This is a genomic window from Pseudoalteromonas sp. S1609, from assembly GCF_005887255.1.
Lineage (GTDB): Bacteria > Pseudomonadota > Gammaproteobacteria > Enterobacterales > Alteromonadaceae > Pseudoalteromonas.
Genome location: NZ_PNDJ01000059.1, coordinates 1 through 18,872 on the forward strand (window position 1 = coordinate 1; position 18,872 = coordinate 18,872).

Genomic DNA, 18,872 nt, shown 5'->3' on the forward strand with positions numbered 1-18,872 from the left:
GCCGCTTCAGAATTCAAAAAGGCAGCACAAGCTAATGAGCAAACAGCAAGCGATGACACTGCAAGTGAATCTCCAGTCGCTGCCGATGATAAAAAAGCTGCCGTCGCTGCAGCCATTGCCCGCGCTAAAGCCAAAAAAGCAGCGCAGGCTGATGAATTAGCAAAACAGAATGAAAACGCTGAGCCACAAAGCAACGATGAATCTTCAGAAGGTTCACAGCAAACAGCTCAAGAAAAAAAGAAAGCCGCCGTAGCCGCCGCTATTGCTCGCGCTAAAGCTAAAAAGCAACAAAAAGAAGGAAATGATCAGTCATGAAACTAACCATGGCCAGTTCACCCCATAATCATAGTCACAAATCTGTGACACGGTTAATGTTAACTGTAATTGCGGCTTGTATTCCTGGTGTTATTGCGCAAGTTGTATTTTTTGGCACCGGTGTCCTTATCCAATTATTATTAGCGTTAGTGTGTGTAAGCGCGTTTGAAGCAGCCGTGATGTTAATGCGTAAACGCCCTATTTGGCCTGCATTAAGCGATGGCAGTGCATGGCTTACCGGTGTGTTATTGGCAATAAGTATTCCGCCTTTAGCGCCTTGGTGGATTATTGTTATAGGGTGTTTGTTTGCCATAGTTATTGTTAAGCAGCTATATGGTGGTTTAGGGTTTAATTTATTTAACCCTGCGATGGCAGCCTATGTGCTTTTATTAGTGTCGTTCCCTGTGCAAATGACTGCTTGGTTACCCGTTACAGAATTACTTAATACGGGTATTACTTTTAGCCAGCAGTTAAGCTTAATCTTTAGCGACTTTACCACGTTAGGATACAGCTTAGATCAGCTTCGAGTAGGAATAGACGGCAGCACAATGGCTACCCCACTTGATACCTTAAAAACAGATATTGCTCACGGACTAACGGTGACAGAGAGCATGCAAAAGAGCGTATTTAATGAGTGGACTGGCCTAGGTTGGGGATGGGTTAACTTAGCCTTCTTACTCGGCGGCCTTTACCTGTTAAAAACAAAAGTAATTAACTGGCATATACCAGTGAGTTTTATTGCAAGCTTAAGCTTATGCGCAGCAATTGGTTATATTGCCTCGCCAGGTACAGAGCCGGGTGTGGTGTTTCACTTGTTTAGTGGTGCGACTATGCTGGGGGCCTTTTTTATCGCCACCGATCCTGTATCAGCTACAACCACCAATCGAGGTCGCCTTATTTATGGTGCAGCAATTGGTTTAATTGTGTATTTAATTCGCACCTTTGGTGGTTTTCCTGATGCAGTTGCATTTGGGGTGTTGCTAATAAACATAGCGGTACCGCTTATCGATTACTATACACAACCAAGAACCTATGGCCATGGAGCAGTAAAATGATTATTTCTTCAATGGTAAAAAATGGCGCAATATTGTGTGGGTTTGCGTTACTAACAACGGGACTCGTTGCCACAATTAATACACTTACCGCTGATAAAATTGCAGAGCAAGAGCAGTTGCAATTAACTAATCAGCTTCAAGAAGTATTGCCGCATTTCAAATACAGCAATAAGCTATCGCAAGATTGTGTAATTATATCTGATCCATTACTAGGGCCATACGACAACCAAGTTATTTATCGTGCCCGAAAAGATAACGAACCTGTGGCATTAGTCATTCGTCATGTCACCCCTAGCGGCTACAGTGGTGATATAAACTTACTAAGCGCAGTATATCGCGATGGTACCATTGCGGGTGTAAGGGTAACCAAGCATGAAGAAACACCAGGTTTAGGTGATAAAGTTGAAATAAAAAAATCAGACTGGATCACCACATTTAATGCAAAAACAGTACAAAGCGAAAGCGACGATCGTTGGGCTGTTAAAAAAGATGGCGGTCAGTTTGATCAGTTTACTGGCGCTACAATTACACCTCGTGCCGTTGTAGGCTCAGTCAAAAACGCGGTACTTTATGCACAAGATAACTTTGATGCTCTGTTCACAGCAGCAAACGCATGCCCAGAGGTAACGCCATGAGCGAATTAAAAACCCTTTACAAAGAAGGCTTATGGGGAAATAACCCCGCCTTGGTACAGTTATTAGGTTTATGCCCTTTACTCGCTGTTACCTCTACAATTACTAATGCGCTAGGTTTAGGCTTAGCAACCTTATTGGTATTAGTAGGCTCTAATATTACTGTATCAATAGTGCGTAACTGGGTACCTAAAGATATTAGAATACCTGTGTTTGTGATGATCATTGCCGGTTTTGTAACAATTGTGCAGCTGTTAATGAACGCTTACACTTTTGGCCTTTACCAATCTTTAGGGATTTTCATTCCGTTAATTGTAACCAACTGCGCCATTATTGGCCGTGCAGAAGCGTTTGCCTCAAAAAATCCAGTGCACTTATCCGCCTTTGATGGCTTAATGATGGGCTTAGGCTTTATGTTGGTTCTGGTTGTACTTGGCGCTATGCGAGAGCTGATTGGACAAGGCACATTATTTGATGGTGCCGATTTATTACTCGGGCCTTGGGCTGCTATATTGCGCATTGAAGTGTTTAGCTTTGATAGCCAGTTTTTACTGGCCATTTTACCACCAGGCGCATTCTTAGGGCTTGGTCTGCTGATTGCCGCTAAAAATGTAATTGATGCACAAATAAAATCAAAACAAGTCGCACCGCCAGAAGCTGAAAAAGGCCCTAGAGCGCGTGTTACTAGCTTAACTTAAGGGGAAAGCGCATTAACTTAATAAAAGCTAATGCGTTTTAAGTTATATGAATAAAGAAAAACGTCACCAAATACTTACTCGCTTACGCGATGACAATCCACATCCTGAAACGGAGCTTGAATATTCAAGCCCATTTGAGTTGTTAGTTGCCGTTACGCTCTCAGCACAAGCCACCGATGTTGGGGTAAATAAAGCCACTCGTAAATTATTTCCGGTTGCTAATACGCCACAAGCCATTTTAGATATTGGCCACGACACACTACGTGATTACATAAAAACCATCGGCTTATTTAATTCAAAAGCAGCCAATGTATATAAAATGTGCCAAATATTGGTAGATCAGCATAACGGTGAAGTGCCAGAAAATCGTGAAGCGCTAGAAGCCCTCCCTGGCGTTGGTCGTAAAACTGCTAATGTAGTACTGAACACTGCTTTTGGCTGGCTAAAAGATAATGAAGGTAGATACTTTTTAGCAGTAGATACTCACATCCAACGTCTTGCAAACCGTACTGGTTACGCTAAGGGTAAGACTGTTGAGCAGACTGAACAGGCTATAATTAAAAATACGCCAAATAAGAAAGAATTTATGTTTAACCTCCATCATTGGTTTATTTTACATGGGCGCTATACGTGTACAGCGAGAAAACCAAAATGTGGAAGTTGTATAATTGAGGATTTGTGTGACTATAAAGAGAAAACTGAGTCATAGTTAAGAGTAGTTATTTTTTAATTAGCATAAACCTTTTAACGGTCACATCTTTAGTTTCTATTTAAGAAGCTGGCGATTTGATTCTCATATGAGCCTTTATTCGGCCAGCACCAATTAAATTGAAAATTTGCGTTAACTTCAGAATAGTTTGAATTTAAGCGAGGTGTTGCAAATAGATTATGATTTATTAATTAGAGCCCAGCTAAAACCTAAAATTTAAATACGGAGTTAATTGGAAGCTATTTCCGGTTTGTGCCATGAGCGGTCATTGATAGTTTACCAGGTGCAGGCCCACAATTAGCACCTCGATTATGTTTCTTTTTCGTCGATTCTTTTGAGAATAATTAGAAATACATCTAAAGCTTCTTGAACCAAATTTTGATGTGCATGCTGATCAATAAGTAAATAAATAAGATGATTACGGTATGCAGAACTCAAGTGCTTTGTAAGGACTTCATCGATGTTAGTAACTTTAGAAACTGAGGAATTTGATGCATAAAGCATTTTATTTCTTTCATTTGCAATTTCTTGAATGTATTTGAATATCGAGTCAATGCCACGATCAGATGCTATTTCACGAACTTTCAATAAATAATCGGTTGCTTTTCCGTTAGGCTCTACAGAGACAAGATTTAGTGGTGGCTGTGGAACAATGCATATCTTTTTGTCTCCATCTTCACCAATTGGCATTCTAACCCACAGTTTTTCTTTTTTGTTTCCGTTTAAAGAGTCAAAAAAAAGCTCCAATGGAATTTCATTTTTTAAAATACCCAGCGCGCCACCAATTAAATCAAAGAATTGTGAAATACCTGATTTGTGTTTGTGATCCCAAAATTTCAATTTATTAGCATTAGCATATCGTCGCTTTTTTAACGCTGCAAATATTGCCGTTGCTGACTCTTCCTCTGCGGTAATTGCAACAAAAGCTGCTATTTCTGGCATACTTTCACGCAACAATACGGAGCGTTCCATGTGTCGGATGCTAGATTTCACTGCAAAGCCACCATAACCAGAAGTGGAACTAGCTTCTTTAAGTACTTTTTTTTGAAAATCGTTTAAATTCATAGATTCCATTTGAAACATAACGGCTTATTGAACACTATTTTGGTGGTTTATAACACACCAAAACGGCGTATATTACATATCCTGATAATTTCACCAATAATCACTTTTGTAAACATGTGATTAAAACAGCTCGGAATTAGGCATGTTATTTTGCCCCAAAACGGCGTTTAATAATGTTATTGGACAAAATTAAGCTTCTACTCAAAGAAATAGGAATAAATTTAACTTTTCAATGTCTGCTTCTCGCTCTAAGCGGACTAGAAAAATTTCACAAAATTTATTAATTAAATTTATAAATTCTTAAACACTAGGATGATTAAAAATTTATTGCCAAAAGAATTCTGGAATCAAATTTAGATTAGATCTATTTAATAAAATTAGAGGGCTAGTGCTTTTTTAAATCATGCAATTGATAAAAAACTTTAGTCTCGTTGTAACTTCAAGATACCTTAGAGAAGCCAGAGCAAATTGATGGCATTTTAAGTTCAGGCAGAACCAGACTCAACTACTGAATCTGGTTCGTGCTATAAATAAGCTCGTCATCATATTTTTAAATTAAAGCTGTTATTTACCTAACAAACATCCAAATACCGGCAGCTATCATAAATAAGTTTTCTGTTAGAGAGATAAACCCTAGTGGTACGTTACTGTCACCGCCTACACACGCACATTTTAACTCTCGTTTATCTATATAGACTGCTTTTATCACTGAAACAGCACCAACCCCACCTATGAATAATGAAATAGGGGCAATAATATAGGCTGGTAACCCGGCTATCATTCCAATGCCAACAAATGCTTCTAAAAATGGGTAAACATAAGCGTACCTGACTACTTTCATAGCGACTAAGTCATAGGTTATAAATGAATTAGTAAAGCTAAATAAGTCTTGAAGCTTTTGTATTGCTAACACTGCCATTGTTAGGGCTACAAACAGTTCAGCGGTTTGCATTGATAATAAGCTATTATCCGATGCAAAACTAAATGCCACACTAAGCAAAAAACTAACCGAAAAAATCGCAATCACGGGCGTGTAAGTTGTACCTTCTTGGGCTGCTTGTGGCTTATTAAAGTAATCACGTAAATCGTCGTAGCCACCTATACGTTTATTATCAATAAATGCTTGAGGTGTAGTTTCTACACTGTGTTGTTTTTTAAATTCATCTGTTTGCTCTCGAGAAGTTAAAAGCTGATCATCAACTGTATATCCCTCTCGCTCTAGTAGGTCTTTTGATTTTAAACCAAACGGACAAATATGCTCATCTGTTGCCATTCTAAAAAGTTGGGCTGATTTACTCATGCTTTACTCCTTATGTTATGCGGTTTATTTATTTATTTGAATTGAAATCTGGAACAGCTCTTAATTGTGCTTGAGCATTGGTTTGTGCAATGCCGTTTTGCTCTATATCTTTTAGGAGCCATTGCATTTCTTTTATTTCTCGCTCTTGGGCTTCAATTATATTTGTAGCAAGCTTTTGAACGCGTTTATCTTTGATTTTTGCCCTGTCACTGGTGAGTATGGCAATTGAATGATGTGGGATCATCGCCGACATCCATGAGCTATCATCAACAGTCACTTGTGAGCGAACTAAAAATAAACTTCCTGCAAATACGGCAACACTAGCAATGAGTACTGTTATATTTTTCTTTTTATCTTTATACATATTGAGCATGAAAAGTAGCATTATCACTGCCATCGTGGCTCCCATATAAAGCGCCATATAAGTACGAGTTTCACTAAAATAAACATGACTAAGTTGGTAGGTGTTCAAATACATCAATACAAACATGGTTATTGTGGATGTTGCTATCATTAAAAAAAATTTTGAATAGTGTGACATTGTATTGCTCCTTAAAAGTTTTGTATTTTGTTTTTACATGTGAGTAATTTTTACACTATCAAGCTCACAAATCAGTGTTTCCTGTTGTGTAAAATGGGTATTTAATAATTAACTCAAGAATTATGCCGTTAGGCTAAAATTGCTCGCTGGATTTACTTATGTATCTGTAGGTTTCTTCATTTGAGTTGTCAGTGAGTAGTTCAATATTATATTTGTGAAATATACCCTCCATTTCCATTCCGGGAGTGCCAATAGGCATGGCTGGTACACTTAAGCCTGTAATGTGCGGAGCGTGTTGCCCAGATAAAAACTGTTTTATATGTTTAACGGGAACATGACCTTCAAATACAAATCCATCGGCTGACACGGCTGTATGGCATGAGCGCATATTAGGTTTTATTTGATACTGAGATTTAATCGACCCCATGTCATTAACGTTAATTGCTTTTGTTTGAATATTGTTTTCACTCAAATGAGCAATCCACTTATTACAACATCCACAATTTTTACTTTTATAAACGGTAAGCTCAATTTCAGGTTTTTCTGAATTTTCATAGATTATTGATGTTTTATGCTGTTTTTCGATACTCATTGCCGAAAATGACATAGTTAATGATAAAAAAAACGCTGAGGTAATGTAGATTACTCGCATTGTTAACTCCTTAATTAGACCAGTGAATATGAGTGATTTTCCAACCTTTATCGGTGTTTTTTAATGTGATTGATTCCATTCCCGTAGACTTAATATCTTTCCCTTTATACTTTCCTTGAGTTTTACTTCTTGAAATTGAGTAAGCTATGTCTCCATTTGTGTGAACTTGATGCTCTAGCAGTTCACTATCAACTGCACTTAAGAATTTCATATCCGCTATCATATGATGGTTCGCGTATACATCTGCAGAACGCTCAACAATTCCGCCTTCAAAAATGACGACATCGTCGGCCAGTAATTTACGGGCACCTTTGGCATCGCCTTGTTTTAGGGATGCATGAAATAAGCTAACTGCCTTTGCAGCTTCGCTATCAACATTAACAAAGACCCAGCCTTTTTTTGTGTGCTCTTCATGGGTGTGTGCGTTCACAGCAAAAGAACTAACAGCGCTAAAAATTAGTAGCAATAAAATTTTTAAATTAGAGGATTTAATTAACATACATTTTCCTTTTTTATTAATCGTTAAATAGGCGGACCAACAAGTGTTGTAAATACACTTGTTGTAATAAGTACAAATAGGGCAATTAATATTTCAACAGTGATCGAGCGTTTTAATATACTTATATGGTGTTGTTGAGTGATTTGCGGGACTAAAAAAAGCTTATGCCATGCACCTAGTAACAGCATCGCGCTGACGAGTAACAGCTTTAATAAAATTAGTTGCCCATAATTTGATGTAAACAATGCAGAAAATGACTCTAGGTACTGCAGGAGCAGAGTTAAGCCCGAAATAAGTAGTACAAATACAATAACAATAGCGAGTTGACCAAAGTAATGCATTAACCGCTTTACTTCACTGGTAGGTAGTAAAGTGCAGCTTTTGTAAAGCGGCCACAATGACCCTAACCAGCTCGCAATGGCAATAAGGTGAAAGGTTAAAATACTTTTCACTAACCCATTTTCATTTGCACTGTGCCCAGTAAAAGTGAAGCTATAAGCGATAAACCCAAGCATGATTAGTATAACGGCAACGTTTTTATAACCTGCTACGTTATCATCTGATTCCACACTCCACATACATGCGCTAATTAGAGCAATAATAAGCGCTGGTATTCTAAACGTTGCTTGGTCACCTATGACTGATTGCCAAACAATTTCAAGCATAAAGGGGTCAAACATTCCCATAAAGCCTGATTCAGCCATTGCTCCAGCTTCTATTGGTACTTGTAAAAGTGCAGCAATACTACCTGTAACTACACACGTAATTTGCCAACGTTTTAAGAACTGATAAAAGCTAATTAAGTGATGCCCTGCAACATTGCTGTTGCCACACATAAAGCGCATTAATAAAGTGCCCGCAAGCCCTGAAATTGCGATATAGCTTGCTAGTTTTAATAATAGTAAGAGTACTGACCATTCACTTAATTGCATTATGTTGCTACTTAATGATTATGTTTGCTGTGGGTATTAGATTGTACTTGCATCATCTTATGCGATTCACTTTTGTGTACCATAAATCTAAACGTGTCGGTCATTTTATGTCCATCACCACCCAGTGCTGTCCATTTAACCGTGTAAGTGCCTTGGACTAAGCTCGGCAATGACCAACTAAAGTCTGTGCTTGGGGTAGAGCTTGGTTTGAAATCAAAGTTTATTGATTTATTTTTTTCATCTTTGATGATGACTTTTGCTAGCCTTACTTCACCACCAAAAGTTAACGAAAGTTGCTCTGGGCTTTTCATTAACATGGCTTCTTGCGCAGGTGTTGATTGCTTGAGTGATATATGCGCTGATGCGGAAAATGTAAGTACTAAACCTAAAATAGCTACTGCAGAATTAAAAAACTTCATAATTACCTCTTATTTAAAATGATTAAAACCAAAATTTAATACCCGTAACAAATGCGGTGTTGTTGCTACTTTGTCCACTTGATGTGGCATAGTCGGCGGTATTGCCAAATTTATTGCTCCATTCAACGCCAATATAGGGCGCAAACTGGCGTGTAAATTCATAACGAACCCTAAAGCCAATCGCGCTGCTTGATAGGCCACTTCCAAGTTCGTTTTGTTTATCGTTTTTGCCATAAAGTGTAATTTCGGCTCGCGGTTGTATAATTAGCTTTTGCGTGAGTAATAGTTCGTACTCTGCCTCTAACGTAAATGCGGTATTGCCTCGCTCACCTACGTATGCTGTCATATCAAGTTCAAACCAATAAGGGGCTAAACCTTGTAAGCCAAAAGCCAACCATTGCCGATTTTCACCTTCTTTATTGTAATCAAGACGAACACCTGCTTGAGTATCCCAATATGCTGATACGGCGTGACCCCATAAAATATCGGTTTGGTTTTCTTCAATACTTCCTTCGCTGAAATCACCCTCGGTTTTAATTACCAATCGATCAAAGGTAGTGCCGTACCATGCTTGTAAGTCAAATACACCTGCGTTTGCTTGCTCGTTATATTCAAGACGATCGCCTAGTAATGCGTAAAATGGATGCTCATCAGCGAGTGTTAATCGCTCATTGCCCTCAAGCGCATATGGGCCTTCTGTTAAAGTTGTTCCCGCAGAGTAAGCATGGGGGTCTCTTGCATCTTTAGGTGCACTTCCTCCTTGTGGTTGCATCTTAGCGCTATTCATTTGTGCCATTTCACTTTGCGCTAATAAAGGGAAACTAATTAATGAAGCCCCTGTTAACATTAATAAACCTAATGATTTAGATAGTTTTAATTGTTTCATGATACGACTACCTCTCTAAACATACCGGCATCCATATGGAATAATAAATGGCAATGCCAAGCCCAGCGACCTACATCGTGAGGGGTGGTTAAAAAGCTGATTCTTTGTGCGGGTTGAACAGGTATCGTATGACGTCGCACTTGCACATCACCTTGCTCGTTTTCTAAATCACTCCACATACCATGCAAATGCATAGGGTGCGTCATCATGGTATCGTTTTGTAAAATAACTCTTAAACGTTGGTTATGCTTCATATGCACTGGCGTGCTTTTACCAAATTCTAAGCCATCAAATGACCAGCTATAACGCTCCATGTTTCCGGTTAAATGCAGCTCAATTTCAGCTTCTGGCTCTTGCTGGTTAGTGATCCCTTCAAGTGAGTGTAAATCTGCAAGTGTTAAAACACGACGACCATTTTTACGTAAACCAATACCAGGATCATCAAGATTTGTTCTAGGCATATCAACGCGCATATCAACTGAAGCTCCATACTCCGTTTTTGCATGACGCACTTTAGAGCTGGCAACCGCTAATGGGTTTTCAGACATACCATGTTTGCTATGATCCATCGCCATTGCACCGTGGCCCATAGCGCTATGATCCATTTCTTTAGAGTTCATACCTGACATGCCTGCCATACCAGCCATTGCAGAGTGCTCACCGCCGTGGGTCATATTGCCCATCATATCGGTCATCGTTAACCATTCAACAGGGTCAAGTGCAGGTACTGGCGCATCAATATTAGGCGAGCTTGATAAAGTTCCTTTTGCGTAACCAGAGCGATCCATACTTTGAGCAAAAATCGTATAGGCATCATTTTTAGGCTCAACAATTACGTCGTAGGTTTCACCAGGGCCGAATCTAAATTCATCAACTGTCACTGGTTCAACGTTTTGCCCATCTGCTTGTACAACCGTTAGTTTTAACTCGGGGATACGCACGTCAAAAAAGCTATTACTAGAGCCATTAATAAACCTTAACCTAAGCTTTTCACCGACTTTAAATAATCCACGCCAGTTTGCCATTGGAGTACTACCGTTCATTAAAAAAGTCATTGCTGATGCAGATAAATCAGCTAAATCTGTAGGATTCATTCGCATCTGATTCCACATTTTTCGGCGCTGTAGAGCATTTGAAATACTGCTGCTTGAAACGTCATCGAAAAACTCTGGGACAGTGGGTTGATTGAAATTAAATACATCACTCTGTACTTTTAATTTACGGAACAGCGCCATTGGGTCATCATCAGTCCAATCAGATAATTGAATAACATGCTCGTTATCTGCACTAATAATATCGTTTTCTCGCGGTTCAATAATTAATGCACCGTACATGCCTGTCATTTCTTGAAAGCCACTATGTGAGTGATACCAATATGTACCGCTTTGTTGCAGTTTAAATTTATAAACAAAGGTTTCGCCCGGCATAATGCCTTTAAAGCTGATACCTGGTACGCCATCCATTTGATACGGTAAAATAATGCCATGCCAATGAATTGAACTCGGTACTGATAACTTATTTGTTACTCTAATAGTAACGTCATCGCCTTCTTTGAGGCGCAAGGTAGGAGCGGGTATAGATCCATTGATAGTTGTCGCCATACGTACTACGCCAGTAAAGTTAACCGGCGATTCATCTATAACCAGATCAATTACTTCGCCGCTAAGTTCGGGCACAGTGCCTGTTATTGTTCCTGCTACTAAAGATGATGCAGCATGTAATACACTCGGAAAAGCAGCAAGTACACCTCCTGCAATTAAGCCTTGAACAAATCGTCTTCGTGGTGTGCTAACCTGTTGTGATGACTTTTTAAACCCCATTTCCTTACTCCTTCATAGCAGAATATGTATTGAGTATAGAAAATAGACCTGTCTTCAACATGACGCGAACATTACAAAGTTGTAATCTTGGTGTCATGTTGCTGTAGTGACAGATACTGCATAATATTTGCAGAGGTAGTTGTTAGGACTTTAATGAAGGAATTGTATGCGCTTATTAGTTGTTGAAGATGAAGCAAAAACGGGAGATTATTTAAAACAGGGACTAAGTGAAGCTGGTTTTCAGGTTTCTTTGGCGCGCAATGGTCTTGACGGTCATCACCTAGCAATGACCGAATTATTTGATGTAATAATACTTGATGTCATGTTACCTGACGTATCCGGTTGGAAAATTTTACAGTCGCTACGTGAAGCAGATAACAAAACCCCAGTACTATTTTTATCTGCTCGCGATAGCATAGACGATAGAGTAAAGGGGCTCGAACTTGGTGCTGATGACTATTTAATAAAGCCTTTTGCTTTTGCTGAAGTTTTAGCAAGAGTACGCACTCTTATTCGCCGTGGTGCAGTACAAACAGTTGACGATATACTGATCGTTGCTGATTTAGAAATGGATATTCCAAAGCGAAAAATACAACGTGCAGGCAAGCGTATTTTATTGAGTAATAAAGAGTTTAGCTTACTTGAACTATTGTTACGGCGCGAAGGTGAAGTACTGCCACGTTCGTTAATTGCTTCTCAAGTATGGGATATGAATTTTGATAGCGACACCAATGTGATTGATGTTGCCATTCGTAGGCTAAGAGCAAAAGTTGATGATGACTTTACTATTAAATTAATTCATACAGTTCGCGGTATGGGCTATAAATTAGAGGTTGAAACTGATGGCTATTAAGTCACGGCCTTTATCACTTACGATGCGTGTTGTGTTGTTTGTGGCTGTAACCGTTATTGCGTGCTTAACTTTAGTTGCCACCTTAATAAATAGTTCGATAAAACATCATTTTTTCCAGCAAGATAGTAGTGAACTGCATGTTATTAATCAATCTATTGAATTAGTTTTAAGACAACACTATAAATCAAACCTGAAATTTAAAAATGAATTATCTAACGCTGTAGCGGGTCATCACGGTGTTTACTATCAGGTAAATACCGCAAAAGGAGATCTCATTTTTCAAAGCTCTGAACGAGATTTTAGTGATTTTGTAATGAGTGCTAAGGCTTCAACTGGCTTTAACCGTAACAACATTACCTCATGGCAAAATGATACCCACACCTACCGAGCTCTGGTGAGTAATTTAAGTACTGAGCAACAGCAATACAAAATTACTACAGCGATAGACATGAGCTTTCATTTACACTTTCTCAATCAATTTCAACAAAGCCTTTGGGCCATTATGTTTGGCTCAGCGGTACTCATTTCATTGGTGGCTTGGTTTGCTGTACATCAAGGATTAAACCCTTTACGAGGTTTAAGTCAGAAAATACACGATATCCAAACTAATAAAATGGATGTAAGGCTCGATGAAAATAAAGTGCCTATTGAGCTTGTTAATATGGTGCAGTCGTTTAACTCAATGCTCGACAGGCTCCAGGGTGAATTTATTCGCTTATCAAATTTTTCTAGTGATATTGCTCATGAACTACGAACTCCACTAACGAATATAATTACTCAAACACAGGTTGGATTATCTAAAAAAAGGCAGTTGGAAGAGTATCAAGAATTATTATTTTCTAACTTAGAAGAACTCGAGCGATTAACGAAAATGGTTAGTGATATGCTTTGGCTCGCCAAAACTCAAAACGGGCTAATTAAACCAGTTCAAAACACTCTAAAAAGCCATGATGAAATTGAAGTGTTATTTGAGTATTTTGACGCTTTGGCTGAAGACTCATTGATTGCATTTAATAAAAAAGGTCAAAACCTTTGTTTTTATTGTGACAAATTACACTTTCGTCAATTATTATCAAACTTACTATCCAATGCAATTAGGTACGCTCCAAAAGGCTCATCAATCACTGTAAACAGTGAAATGACCACCGCTGAAAAAATATGCATTTCAGTGATTAATACAGGGGAGAGAATACCTTCTGAGCATTTACCTTATTTATTTGACCGCTTTTATCGACCTGATAAGTCGCGGCAACGACACAGTGACGGAGCAGGTTTAGGGCTTGCAATAGTTAAAGCTCTAGCGCAAGCAAACGGTGGAGATATAGAGGTCAGTTCAAATAATCAAACTACCAGCTTTAAAGTTTATTTAAATTTAGTTAAAAGCTAATTATTAAAACCAATAACTCAATGTTTGCTTGTAGCTCTTTGGCGAAGTTCAGCTAAGTGCCAAGAGCAGACATTGGTAACTGCCGCGTAGTTTTGATGTCCTAGGGAGCCTGCGAGCGCCTTGATGCGTTTGTTATATGCCAAACTCTCTCAATTTTCTATCTAGAACCAGTCCAATATCAGCTAAAATGCCATCATGCTCGTAGTCAAGAAAAATTCTCACATCGTCGCGATCACCATTGGCATCAACTCTTGGTATGCAAAAGCCACGTGAGCACTCATTAGGGTTTACTACATCTCTCTCTTCACTACCATAGTATGAGTGAACATAGTGAATATTTGGCATTGATATATCCATCATGACTAAATGATCGTTTCCCCTTGGAGCATCAACACTCCTATGAGCAGAGTATTTCATTCTCAAAGGAATAATTTTAAGAATATTAGGCATTTCTGAGTCAACCACTTTTATGAAATCAGATTTAAAAAAGTAATAGATTTGACCTAATCTGTTCAGATACGCAACTACCTCATGAAACCAAAAAGGTTGCTCCCTCACTTTTGTCTGCGCCATATAGTTATCAAAGTGGTATTCCAGTCCCTGAACCATAGTTTTAACACCAGAAACCTGCTTGTAGTGCACTTCATAATCTTTTAATTGATCGAGTTTGTGAAGAATGCTGTTGATCATGAACCACTCCCTGAGTTTCCCTTGGCATATAACACTTTATAAGAGAACATCTTACCTATTTTAGCGCGAAAACGTCCTTATTTTATGAACTTATATTAATAGCAAATAATGAAAACTATTTGTAGCTATAAATATTATTCTTTCTGTGGCATATATAAACATGTAAAAAAGAGGAACGTTTCCTCTTATTCTGACTAAGTTAATGACGACTCACCTGACTGACCGCTTATCGCTCAAAGCAGTCTTGAAAAAGTAAGTATTTTCGTTCTACGTTCATTATATTTTGGCTGGCCGACAATCGCTGTAGATACGCACATATTCTGTGTATCAAACCGTACCAAGCTTGCTATGGGTAAAGATGTGGTTGCGGTTGAGCAAAAACTCGAAAAAGTGATCCCCAAAGAATTCAAAGTCGATGTACATCACTGGCTCATTTTACATGGGCGCTATACCTGCGTTGCCCGTAAACCAAAATGTGGCAGCTGTATTATTGAAGACTTGTGTGAGTTTAAAGATAAGACTGAGTAGATTTGAGTCAAGATCAAAGTTATACATGTTATACTCTGATCTTTTTTAGCATTGAAATATCAGTTTATTGAGCAAATAAATCTTTTAGCCGCAATATTCTAAAGTTAGTTTGAGCTATCCCCTTTTATCATCATATTTAAACGCTTTGTATTCCGATCCGCTCTTTAATCCACAAGAATGATTATGTGTATTCTTAAAAGTAATTGGAATCGTTTGGCCACAAGGAAGAACATTATAATTGGGTGGTAAATTTGGTCCACACTTTTGAACATCAAAGTGCAAGTGAGGGCCCCCACTTTGTCCGGTATTACCACTTAATCCTATAATATCTCCCGCTTTTACTTTATCTCCTTTTGATACAAAAGAACCATTTTCTGTAAGGTGGAAATATCTTGCTACTGAGCCATCATCATGTTGAATAAAAATATAATTTTCTTCCAAATCTTTATTATTTCCATCTTCAAAAACTTCTCGAACACTGACGACCTCCCCCTCTCTAGATGCAACTATCTTAGTACCAATAGGCATTACAAAATCTATTGCAAAAGTACCTACCCCATTATTCGAGGCGCGATAATGCTCTGTAGCAGCATAAACACTTCTTGTGGTGCCCACTTCGTATGGTAACAAATAGACTGAATTTTCTAGATCTGGAAATACAGTGCAATCGACCACCGGCTTAGAGCAAGCAACTAAAGAAATAGGAATTAATAAAGAACTTACAACAAATTTTTTCATCAATACTTTCCTCTATAAAATGTATTAGTCGCTTAAAGTACAACAAAGGTTTAAAGGTGTTAAAAATTAAACTACCAATCTGAGAAAAAGCAGATACCAAACAAAATTAGTTTTCAATCTACTTTAATTACCTTTTGCCTGGCCCACAATCGCCGAAGACACCCATATCTTCCGCGTTTCTAATCGCACCAAGTTTGCCATGGGTAAAGACGTGGTCGCAGTTGAGCAACAACTCGAAAAAGTGATCCCCAAAGAATTTAAAGTCGATGTACTCCACTTGCTCATTATTCAAGGCCGTTACATGAGCACCGCCCGCAAGGTTAAATAGCGAACCACTAAAGTTGGTCAGAATCCCGTTACAGGCTCAAATTACCTAGATATCTAAGCAAATCCATGCGCCTCACTTCATTTATGAGCACTAACCTCTGTATAAGAAAGGCACTAATTTTTGGCTTCTAACGTCGGCTATACTAAAAGTCGACGTTAAAAATCTCTGCTCTTTTTTAGTAAAAATATCATGCTACGTTTAATCAATAGCAACGGCTAATACCATGTTGATAATTTTGCGAAATAAACTAAAATAGAACGACTATCTATCCCTTGTTTTATTCACTCTAAACTTGAACAATTATTTAATCAATTTGTTATTATTTATCAAAAATTGTGTAACTGTATCAGCAAATTCTTCAGGTTGTTCTACCCATGTCCAATGCCCCGTTTGCTCTAAAAATTTAAGTGTTGCTGTTTCTTCTGGTAGCATTTTATAAAATCGATAAGCCATTGCTGGTGTAGTTTTCCAATCTTTACGTCCGTTAATAATTAAGGTTGGAATAGGAAAGTCTTTGAACATTTCTTCTTTAATAATAACGTCTTTTAAAGTGCCAGTAATTTTTACTTCTGGGTCTAAACCAGCCATATCAAAATATACCTTGATATTTGAACCATCTCTTTTATCTCTTGAGCGGTATTTTCTTAATTTTGAGCGTTTTTCTGGGTCGTACCAATCAGACATATTACCGATAGCTCTGTTGTAAAAGGCTTTCATATACTCATGACTGCTTGTTAATGCGCCTTTTGCTCTAATCTCCTCTAGTTTATCCCACTGTTGTGGAAAAAAAGTTTTTCTTAAGTACTTGGCGGCATCAACATTCATCTGTTGACTTAGTCCGTCAGCAGATGCGCTTAACATGATCAACTTCGCTACTCTGTTCGGGTAAGTTAATGCATATTGCACCGCTGGGATACCACCATATGAATGACCAGCTAGTACGAGTTTCGGTACATTCAAATGTTGGCGTAACGTTTCTATATCTTCAACAGTGATAGATGGTGAGAACTTATCTTGAATCTCTCTTGTCGCTCTGCCTACACCAGTTTCATCAAAATATATAATTTGATACCCGTGTGGTTTTAAAAAGTCTAATGCTCCCCAAAATATGGTGCGAGAAGCACCGGGACCACCATTAATCATAACAATGGGAGTGCCTTCACCGTCTGCTTCATAGTAAATATGACCAAATTTACTTTTAACGAAGTTACCTTGACCGTAAGGTTTAGGTAAAGAGGTGTCGGACGCATTGGCTACCAGAACATTAATATGAAGTAAAAATAACAATGAGACAATAAATGCTTTTAACATAAGTAATTCCTTTGAATAAATAATTTAAACAGTTGAATTGATTAATCTAATTTTTGGTTAATCAATTCAATTGAGTAAGTTTGATCTTTACCCGTATTAACTTCAAAGTGGGTCCCCTTATCGTCAAACTCAGTAATACCCACTTTATTTACCATCAATAGTCGCTGACCTTGTTCAGTGCTATAGAAAAAGACGGGCCATTGTTTAATGGCGGCTTTGTTTACGTTAAATGTGTTTAACCAACGCGAGTAATCAGTCATGCTATCCGTTAACAGGCATTTGTTTTCTTGGCAGCTTGCCGTACCTGTTAGGCTCGTACCGTTATTATTAATGTGATATTCAATGCTAGTTAATGTTTTAGGCTTGACGCTATCAATATAAAGGCCTGCTAACGCAAACACTAATTTATCAATTGAGGAAGTCCAGCTACTATTGGATAAAAAGGCAATACTTAAATCATGCTCGGGATATATTGCTAGCATTGAGCGAGCTCCTGGTGTAGCTCCAGCATGATGATAAACTTTACGCCCATGTAAATCTTTAGCTATACGCCAACCAAAACCAACGTCAAAGTTTCGACTTGTTACGGGGTTTCCGTCTTGAGTTGTTGTTGGCGTAAACAGTAGTTGCTGGTAAGGTTTTTGAGTCTTTGCTTTTTTTAAGACTTCTCCCCCAAAAAAGGCTAAATCACTTGCCGATGCATAAAGCCCTGCACCAAAAACGCTATACGACTTTTCGCCAAACGCAATTTCACTTCCCCCCATTTTACTTAGTTCATAAAGCCTTGAACTGCGTTCATGAAGGTCGTTGATATTCTCTATCGCTGGTGTTTCGTTGCCTGACCAACGGGTAATAAAATTTTCAACACTCACTGTTAATGGTTGTTTGGTTATTTTCTCGTATAAAGCGCCAGCTAACGTATAGCCATGTGTAGAATAAAGATATTTAGTACCGGGGCGAGATAATAAGTCTCGATCCTTGAGTGTATTAACTGCCTCAACAGCTGTATCGAAATGTGCGTCATAAATATCATAATCTTTTATTTGATAATGTGGCATTCCCGAAGTATGTGATAGTAATTGCCTTACTGTGATGCTGTGATATTTTTTATTGAGTTCAGGATAATACTGCCCAATGCTGACATCAGGGTTTAGCTGATCATTATTGACTAATTCAGCTAACATGGTGGCGCCTATAACTTTTGACACACTGGCTAACCTGAACGTGGTATTAGGCTTGGCGGGTAGTTCATTTTTTATATCAGAAAAACCAGTGGCAACAGACGCAACAAGTTTACCTTTATACACCACAGCCACTGAAAACCCGGGAACTCCAGTAACTTCATTCAAGCTACTGAGCAGTTTTGTTAACTGCCATTCATAGCTTTGTTTATTATAGTGCTGAACTTCATCGTGATTTTTTGCTGTAGATTTTGGCATATTAATAATACATGCCAATAAAATAAATAATGGTATTTTCATATCATGCTCCTTTTTTTTCATTGAGCATGAGTT

19 protein-coding genes and 3 pseudogenes are annotated in these 18,872 nt (G+C 38.3%); 9 read left to right on the forward strand and 13 right to left on the reverse strand.

Going from position 1 to position 18,872, the window contains the following annotated elements:
• From CWB76_RS15010 to nth, 5 genes and pseudogenes are all read left to right on the forward strand, one after another.
• A pseudogene (locus CWB76_RS15010) lies at positions 1-315 on the forward strand (electron transport complex subunit RsxC); the annotation flags it as partial.
• A complete protein-coding gene (gene rsxD / locus CWB76_RS15015; RefSeq protein WP_138608734.1) occupies positions 312-1,370 on the forward strand; it encodes an electron transport complex subunit RsxD in 1,059 nt (352 codons plus the stop codon). The pseudogene CWB76_RS15010 and the gene rsxD, both read left to right, overlap by 4 nt.
• Positions 1,367-2,005, forward strand: a complete 639-nt coding sequence (gene rsxG, locus CWB76_RS15020) for an electron transport complex subunit RsxG (RefSeq protein WP_138608736.1) — start codon at positions 1,367-1,369, stop codon at positions 2,003-2,005. Before rsxD ends, rsxG begins: the two co-directional genes overlap by 4 nt.
• Positions 2,002-2,700 (forward strand): electron transport complex subunit E, encoded by a 699-nt coding sequence (locus tag CWB76_RS15025; RefSeq protein ID WP_008115234.1) that lies wholly within the window; start codon positions 2,002-2,004, stop codon positions 2,698-2,700. Before rsxG ends, CWB76_RS15025 begins: the two co-directional genes overlap by 4 nt.
• Before the next feature lie 46 nt (positions 2,701-2,746).
• A complete protein-coding gene (nth, locus tag CWB76_RS15030; RefSeq protein WP_010388434.1) occupies positions 2,747-3,409 on the forward strand; it encodes an endonuclease III in 663 nt (220 codons plus the stop codon).
• A 309-nt stretch (positions 3,410-3,718) separates the two neighbouring features.
• Here nth and CWB76_RS15035 read toward each other — a convergent pair whose 3' ends face one another.
• The 9 genes from CWB76_RS15035 to CWB76_RS15075 form a co-directional block, all read right to left on the reverse strand.
• Positions 3,719-4,474, reverse strand: a complete 756-nt coding sequence (locus CWB76_RS15035; protein ID WP_138608738.1) for a hypothetical protein — start codon at positions 4,472-4,474, stop codon at positions 3,719-3,721.
• Between the two features lie 568 nt (positions 4,475-5,042).
• Complete coding sequence (locus CWB76_RS15040; protein ID WP_002963060.1) at positions 5,043-5,774, reverse strand: MauE/DoxX family redox-associated membrane protein; 732 nt, start codon at positions 5,772-5,774, stop codon at positions 5,043-5,045.
• A 28-nt stretch (positions 5,775-5,802) separates the two neighbouring features.
• Positions 5,803-6,315 carry a DUF305 domain-containing protein gene (locus CWB76_RS15045; RefSeq protein WP_010388415.1) on the reverse strand — a complete coding sequence of 171 codons (513 nt, stop codon included), beginning with the start codon at positions 6,313-6,315 and terminating at the stop codon, positions 5,803-5,805.
• Between the two features lie 133 nt (positions 6,316-6,448).
• Complete coding sequence (locus tag CWB76_RS15050; RefSeq protein WP_002963058.1) at positions 6,449-6,967, reverse strand: DUF411 domain-containing protein; 519 nt, start codon at positions 6,965-6,967, stop codon at positions 6,449-6,451.
• A gap of 10 nt (positions 6,968-6,977) precedes the next feature.
• On the reverse strand, positions 6,978-7,466 hold the full coding sequence (locus CWB76_RS15055) for a YybH family protein (RefSeq protein WP_002963057.1): 489 nt from the start codon (positions 7,464-7,466) through the stop codon (positions 6,978-6,980).
• A gap of 23 nt (positions 7,467-7,489) precedes the next feature.
• A complete protein-coding gene (locus CWB76_RS15060; protein WP_010388414.1) occupies positions 7,490-8,398 on the reverse strand; it encodes a CopD family protein in 909 nt (302 codons plus the stop codon).
• Between the two features lie 11 nt (positions 8,399-8,409).
• The gene (locus CWB76_RS15065) at positions 8,410-8,817 is read right to left on the reverse strand and encodes a copper resistance CopC family protein (RefSeq protein ID WP_010388411.1); all 408 of its coding nucleotides are present in this window, start codon (positions 8,815-8,817) and stop codon (positions 8,410-8,412) included.
• Between the two features lie 22 nt (positions 8,818-8,839).
• On the reverse strand, positions 8,840-9,703 hold the full coding sequence (locus CWB76_RS15070) for a copper resistance protein B (RefSeq protein ID WP_002963237.1): 864 nt from the start codon (positions 9,701-9,703) through the stop codon (positions 8,840-8,842).
• On the reverse strand, positions 9,700-11,523 hold the full coding sequence (locus tag CWB76_RS15075; RefSeq protein ID WP_010388409.1) for a copper resistance system multicopper oxidase: 1,824 nt from the start codon (positions 11,521-11,523) through the stop codon (positions 9,700-9,702). Before CWB76_RS15075 ends, CWB76_RS15070 begins: the two co-directional genes overlap by 4 nt.
• A gap of 166 nt (positions 11,524-11,689) precedes the next feature.
• Between CWB76_RS15075 and CWB76_RS15080 the strand changes: the two genes are divergently transcribed.
• Complete coding sequence (locus CWB76_RS15080; RefSeq protein ID WP_010388408.1) at positions 11,690-12,376, forward strand: heavy metal response regulator transcription factor; 687 nt, start codon at positions 11,690-11,692, stop codon at positions 12,374-12,376.
• Positions 12,366-13,763 (forward strand): heavy metal sensor histidine kinase, encoded by a 1,398-nt coding sequence (locus CWB76_RS15085; protein ID WP_010388405.1) that lies wholly within the window; start codon positions 12,366-12,368, stop codon positions 13,761-13,763. Before CWB76_RS15080 ends, CWB76_RS15085 begins: the two co-directional genes overlap by 11 nt.
• 132 nt (positions 13,764-13,895) lie before the next feature.
• On the opposite strand, the gene CWB76_RS15090 is transcribed toward CWB76_RS15085, so the two are convergent.
• Positions 13,896-14,453, reverse strand: coding sequence for a hypothetical protein (locus CWB76_RS15090; protein WP_039036690.1), 558 nt, complete (start codon positions 14,451-14,453; stop codon positions 13,896-13,898).
• 279 nt (positions 14,454-14,732) lie between these two features.
• On the opposite strand from CWB76_RS15090, the pseudogene CWB76_RS15095 reads away from it, so the two are divergent.
• Positions 14,733-14,981 (forward strand): annotated as a pseudogene (locus CWB76_RS15095) (iron-sulfur binding domain-containing protein); the annotation flags it as partial.
• A gap of 114 nt (positions 14,982-15,095) precedes the next feature.
• On the opposite strand, the gene CWB76_RS20470 reads toward CWB76_RS15095, so the two are convergent.
• Positions 15,096-15,719 carry a M23 family metallopeptidase gene (locus CWB76_RS20470; protein WP_138608739.1) on the reverse strand — a complete coding sequence of 208 codons (624 nt, stop codon included), beginning with the start codon at positions 15,717-15,719 and terminating at the stop codon, positions 15,096-15,098.
• Positions 15,720-15,852: 133 nt separating this feature from the next.
• On the opposite strand from CWB76_RS20470, the pseudogene CWB76_RS15105 reads away from it, so the two are divergent.
• Positions 15,853-16,047, forward strand: a pseudogene (locus CWB76_RS15105) (endonuclease III); the annotation flags it as partial.
• A 300-nt stretch (positions 16,048-16,347) separates the two neighbouring features.
• Here CWB76_RS15105 and CWB76_RS15110 read toward each other — a convergent pair.
• Together CWB76_RS15110 and CWB76_RS15115 are read right to left on the reverse strand one after the other, a co-directional pair.
• The gene (locus CWB76_RS15110; RefSeq protein WP_138608741.1) at positions 16,348-17,358 is read right to left on the reverse strand and encodes an alpha/beta fold hydrolase; all 1,011 of its coding nucleotides are present in this window, start codon (positions 17,356-17,358) and stop codon (positions 16,348-16,350) included.
• Positions 17,359-17,399: 41 nt separating this feature from the next.
• Positions 17,400-18,839 carry a serine hydrolase domain-containing protein gene (locus CWB76_RS15115; protein WP_171039643.1) on the reverse strand — a complete coding sequence of 480 codons (1,440 nt, stop codon included), beginning with the start codon at positions 18,837-18,839 and terminating at the stop codon, positions 17,400-17,402.
• Positions 18,840-18,872: the final 33 nt, after the last annotated feature.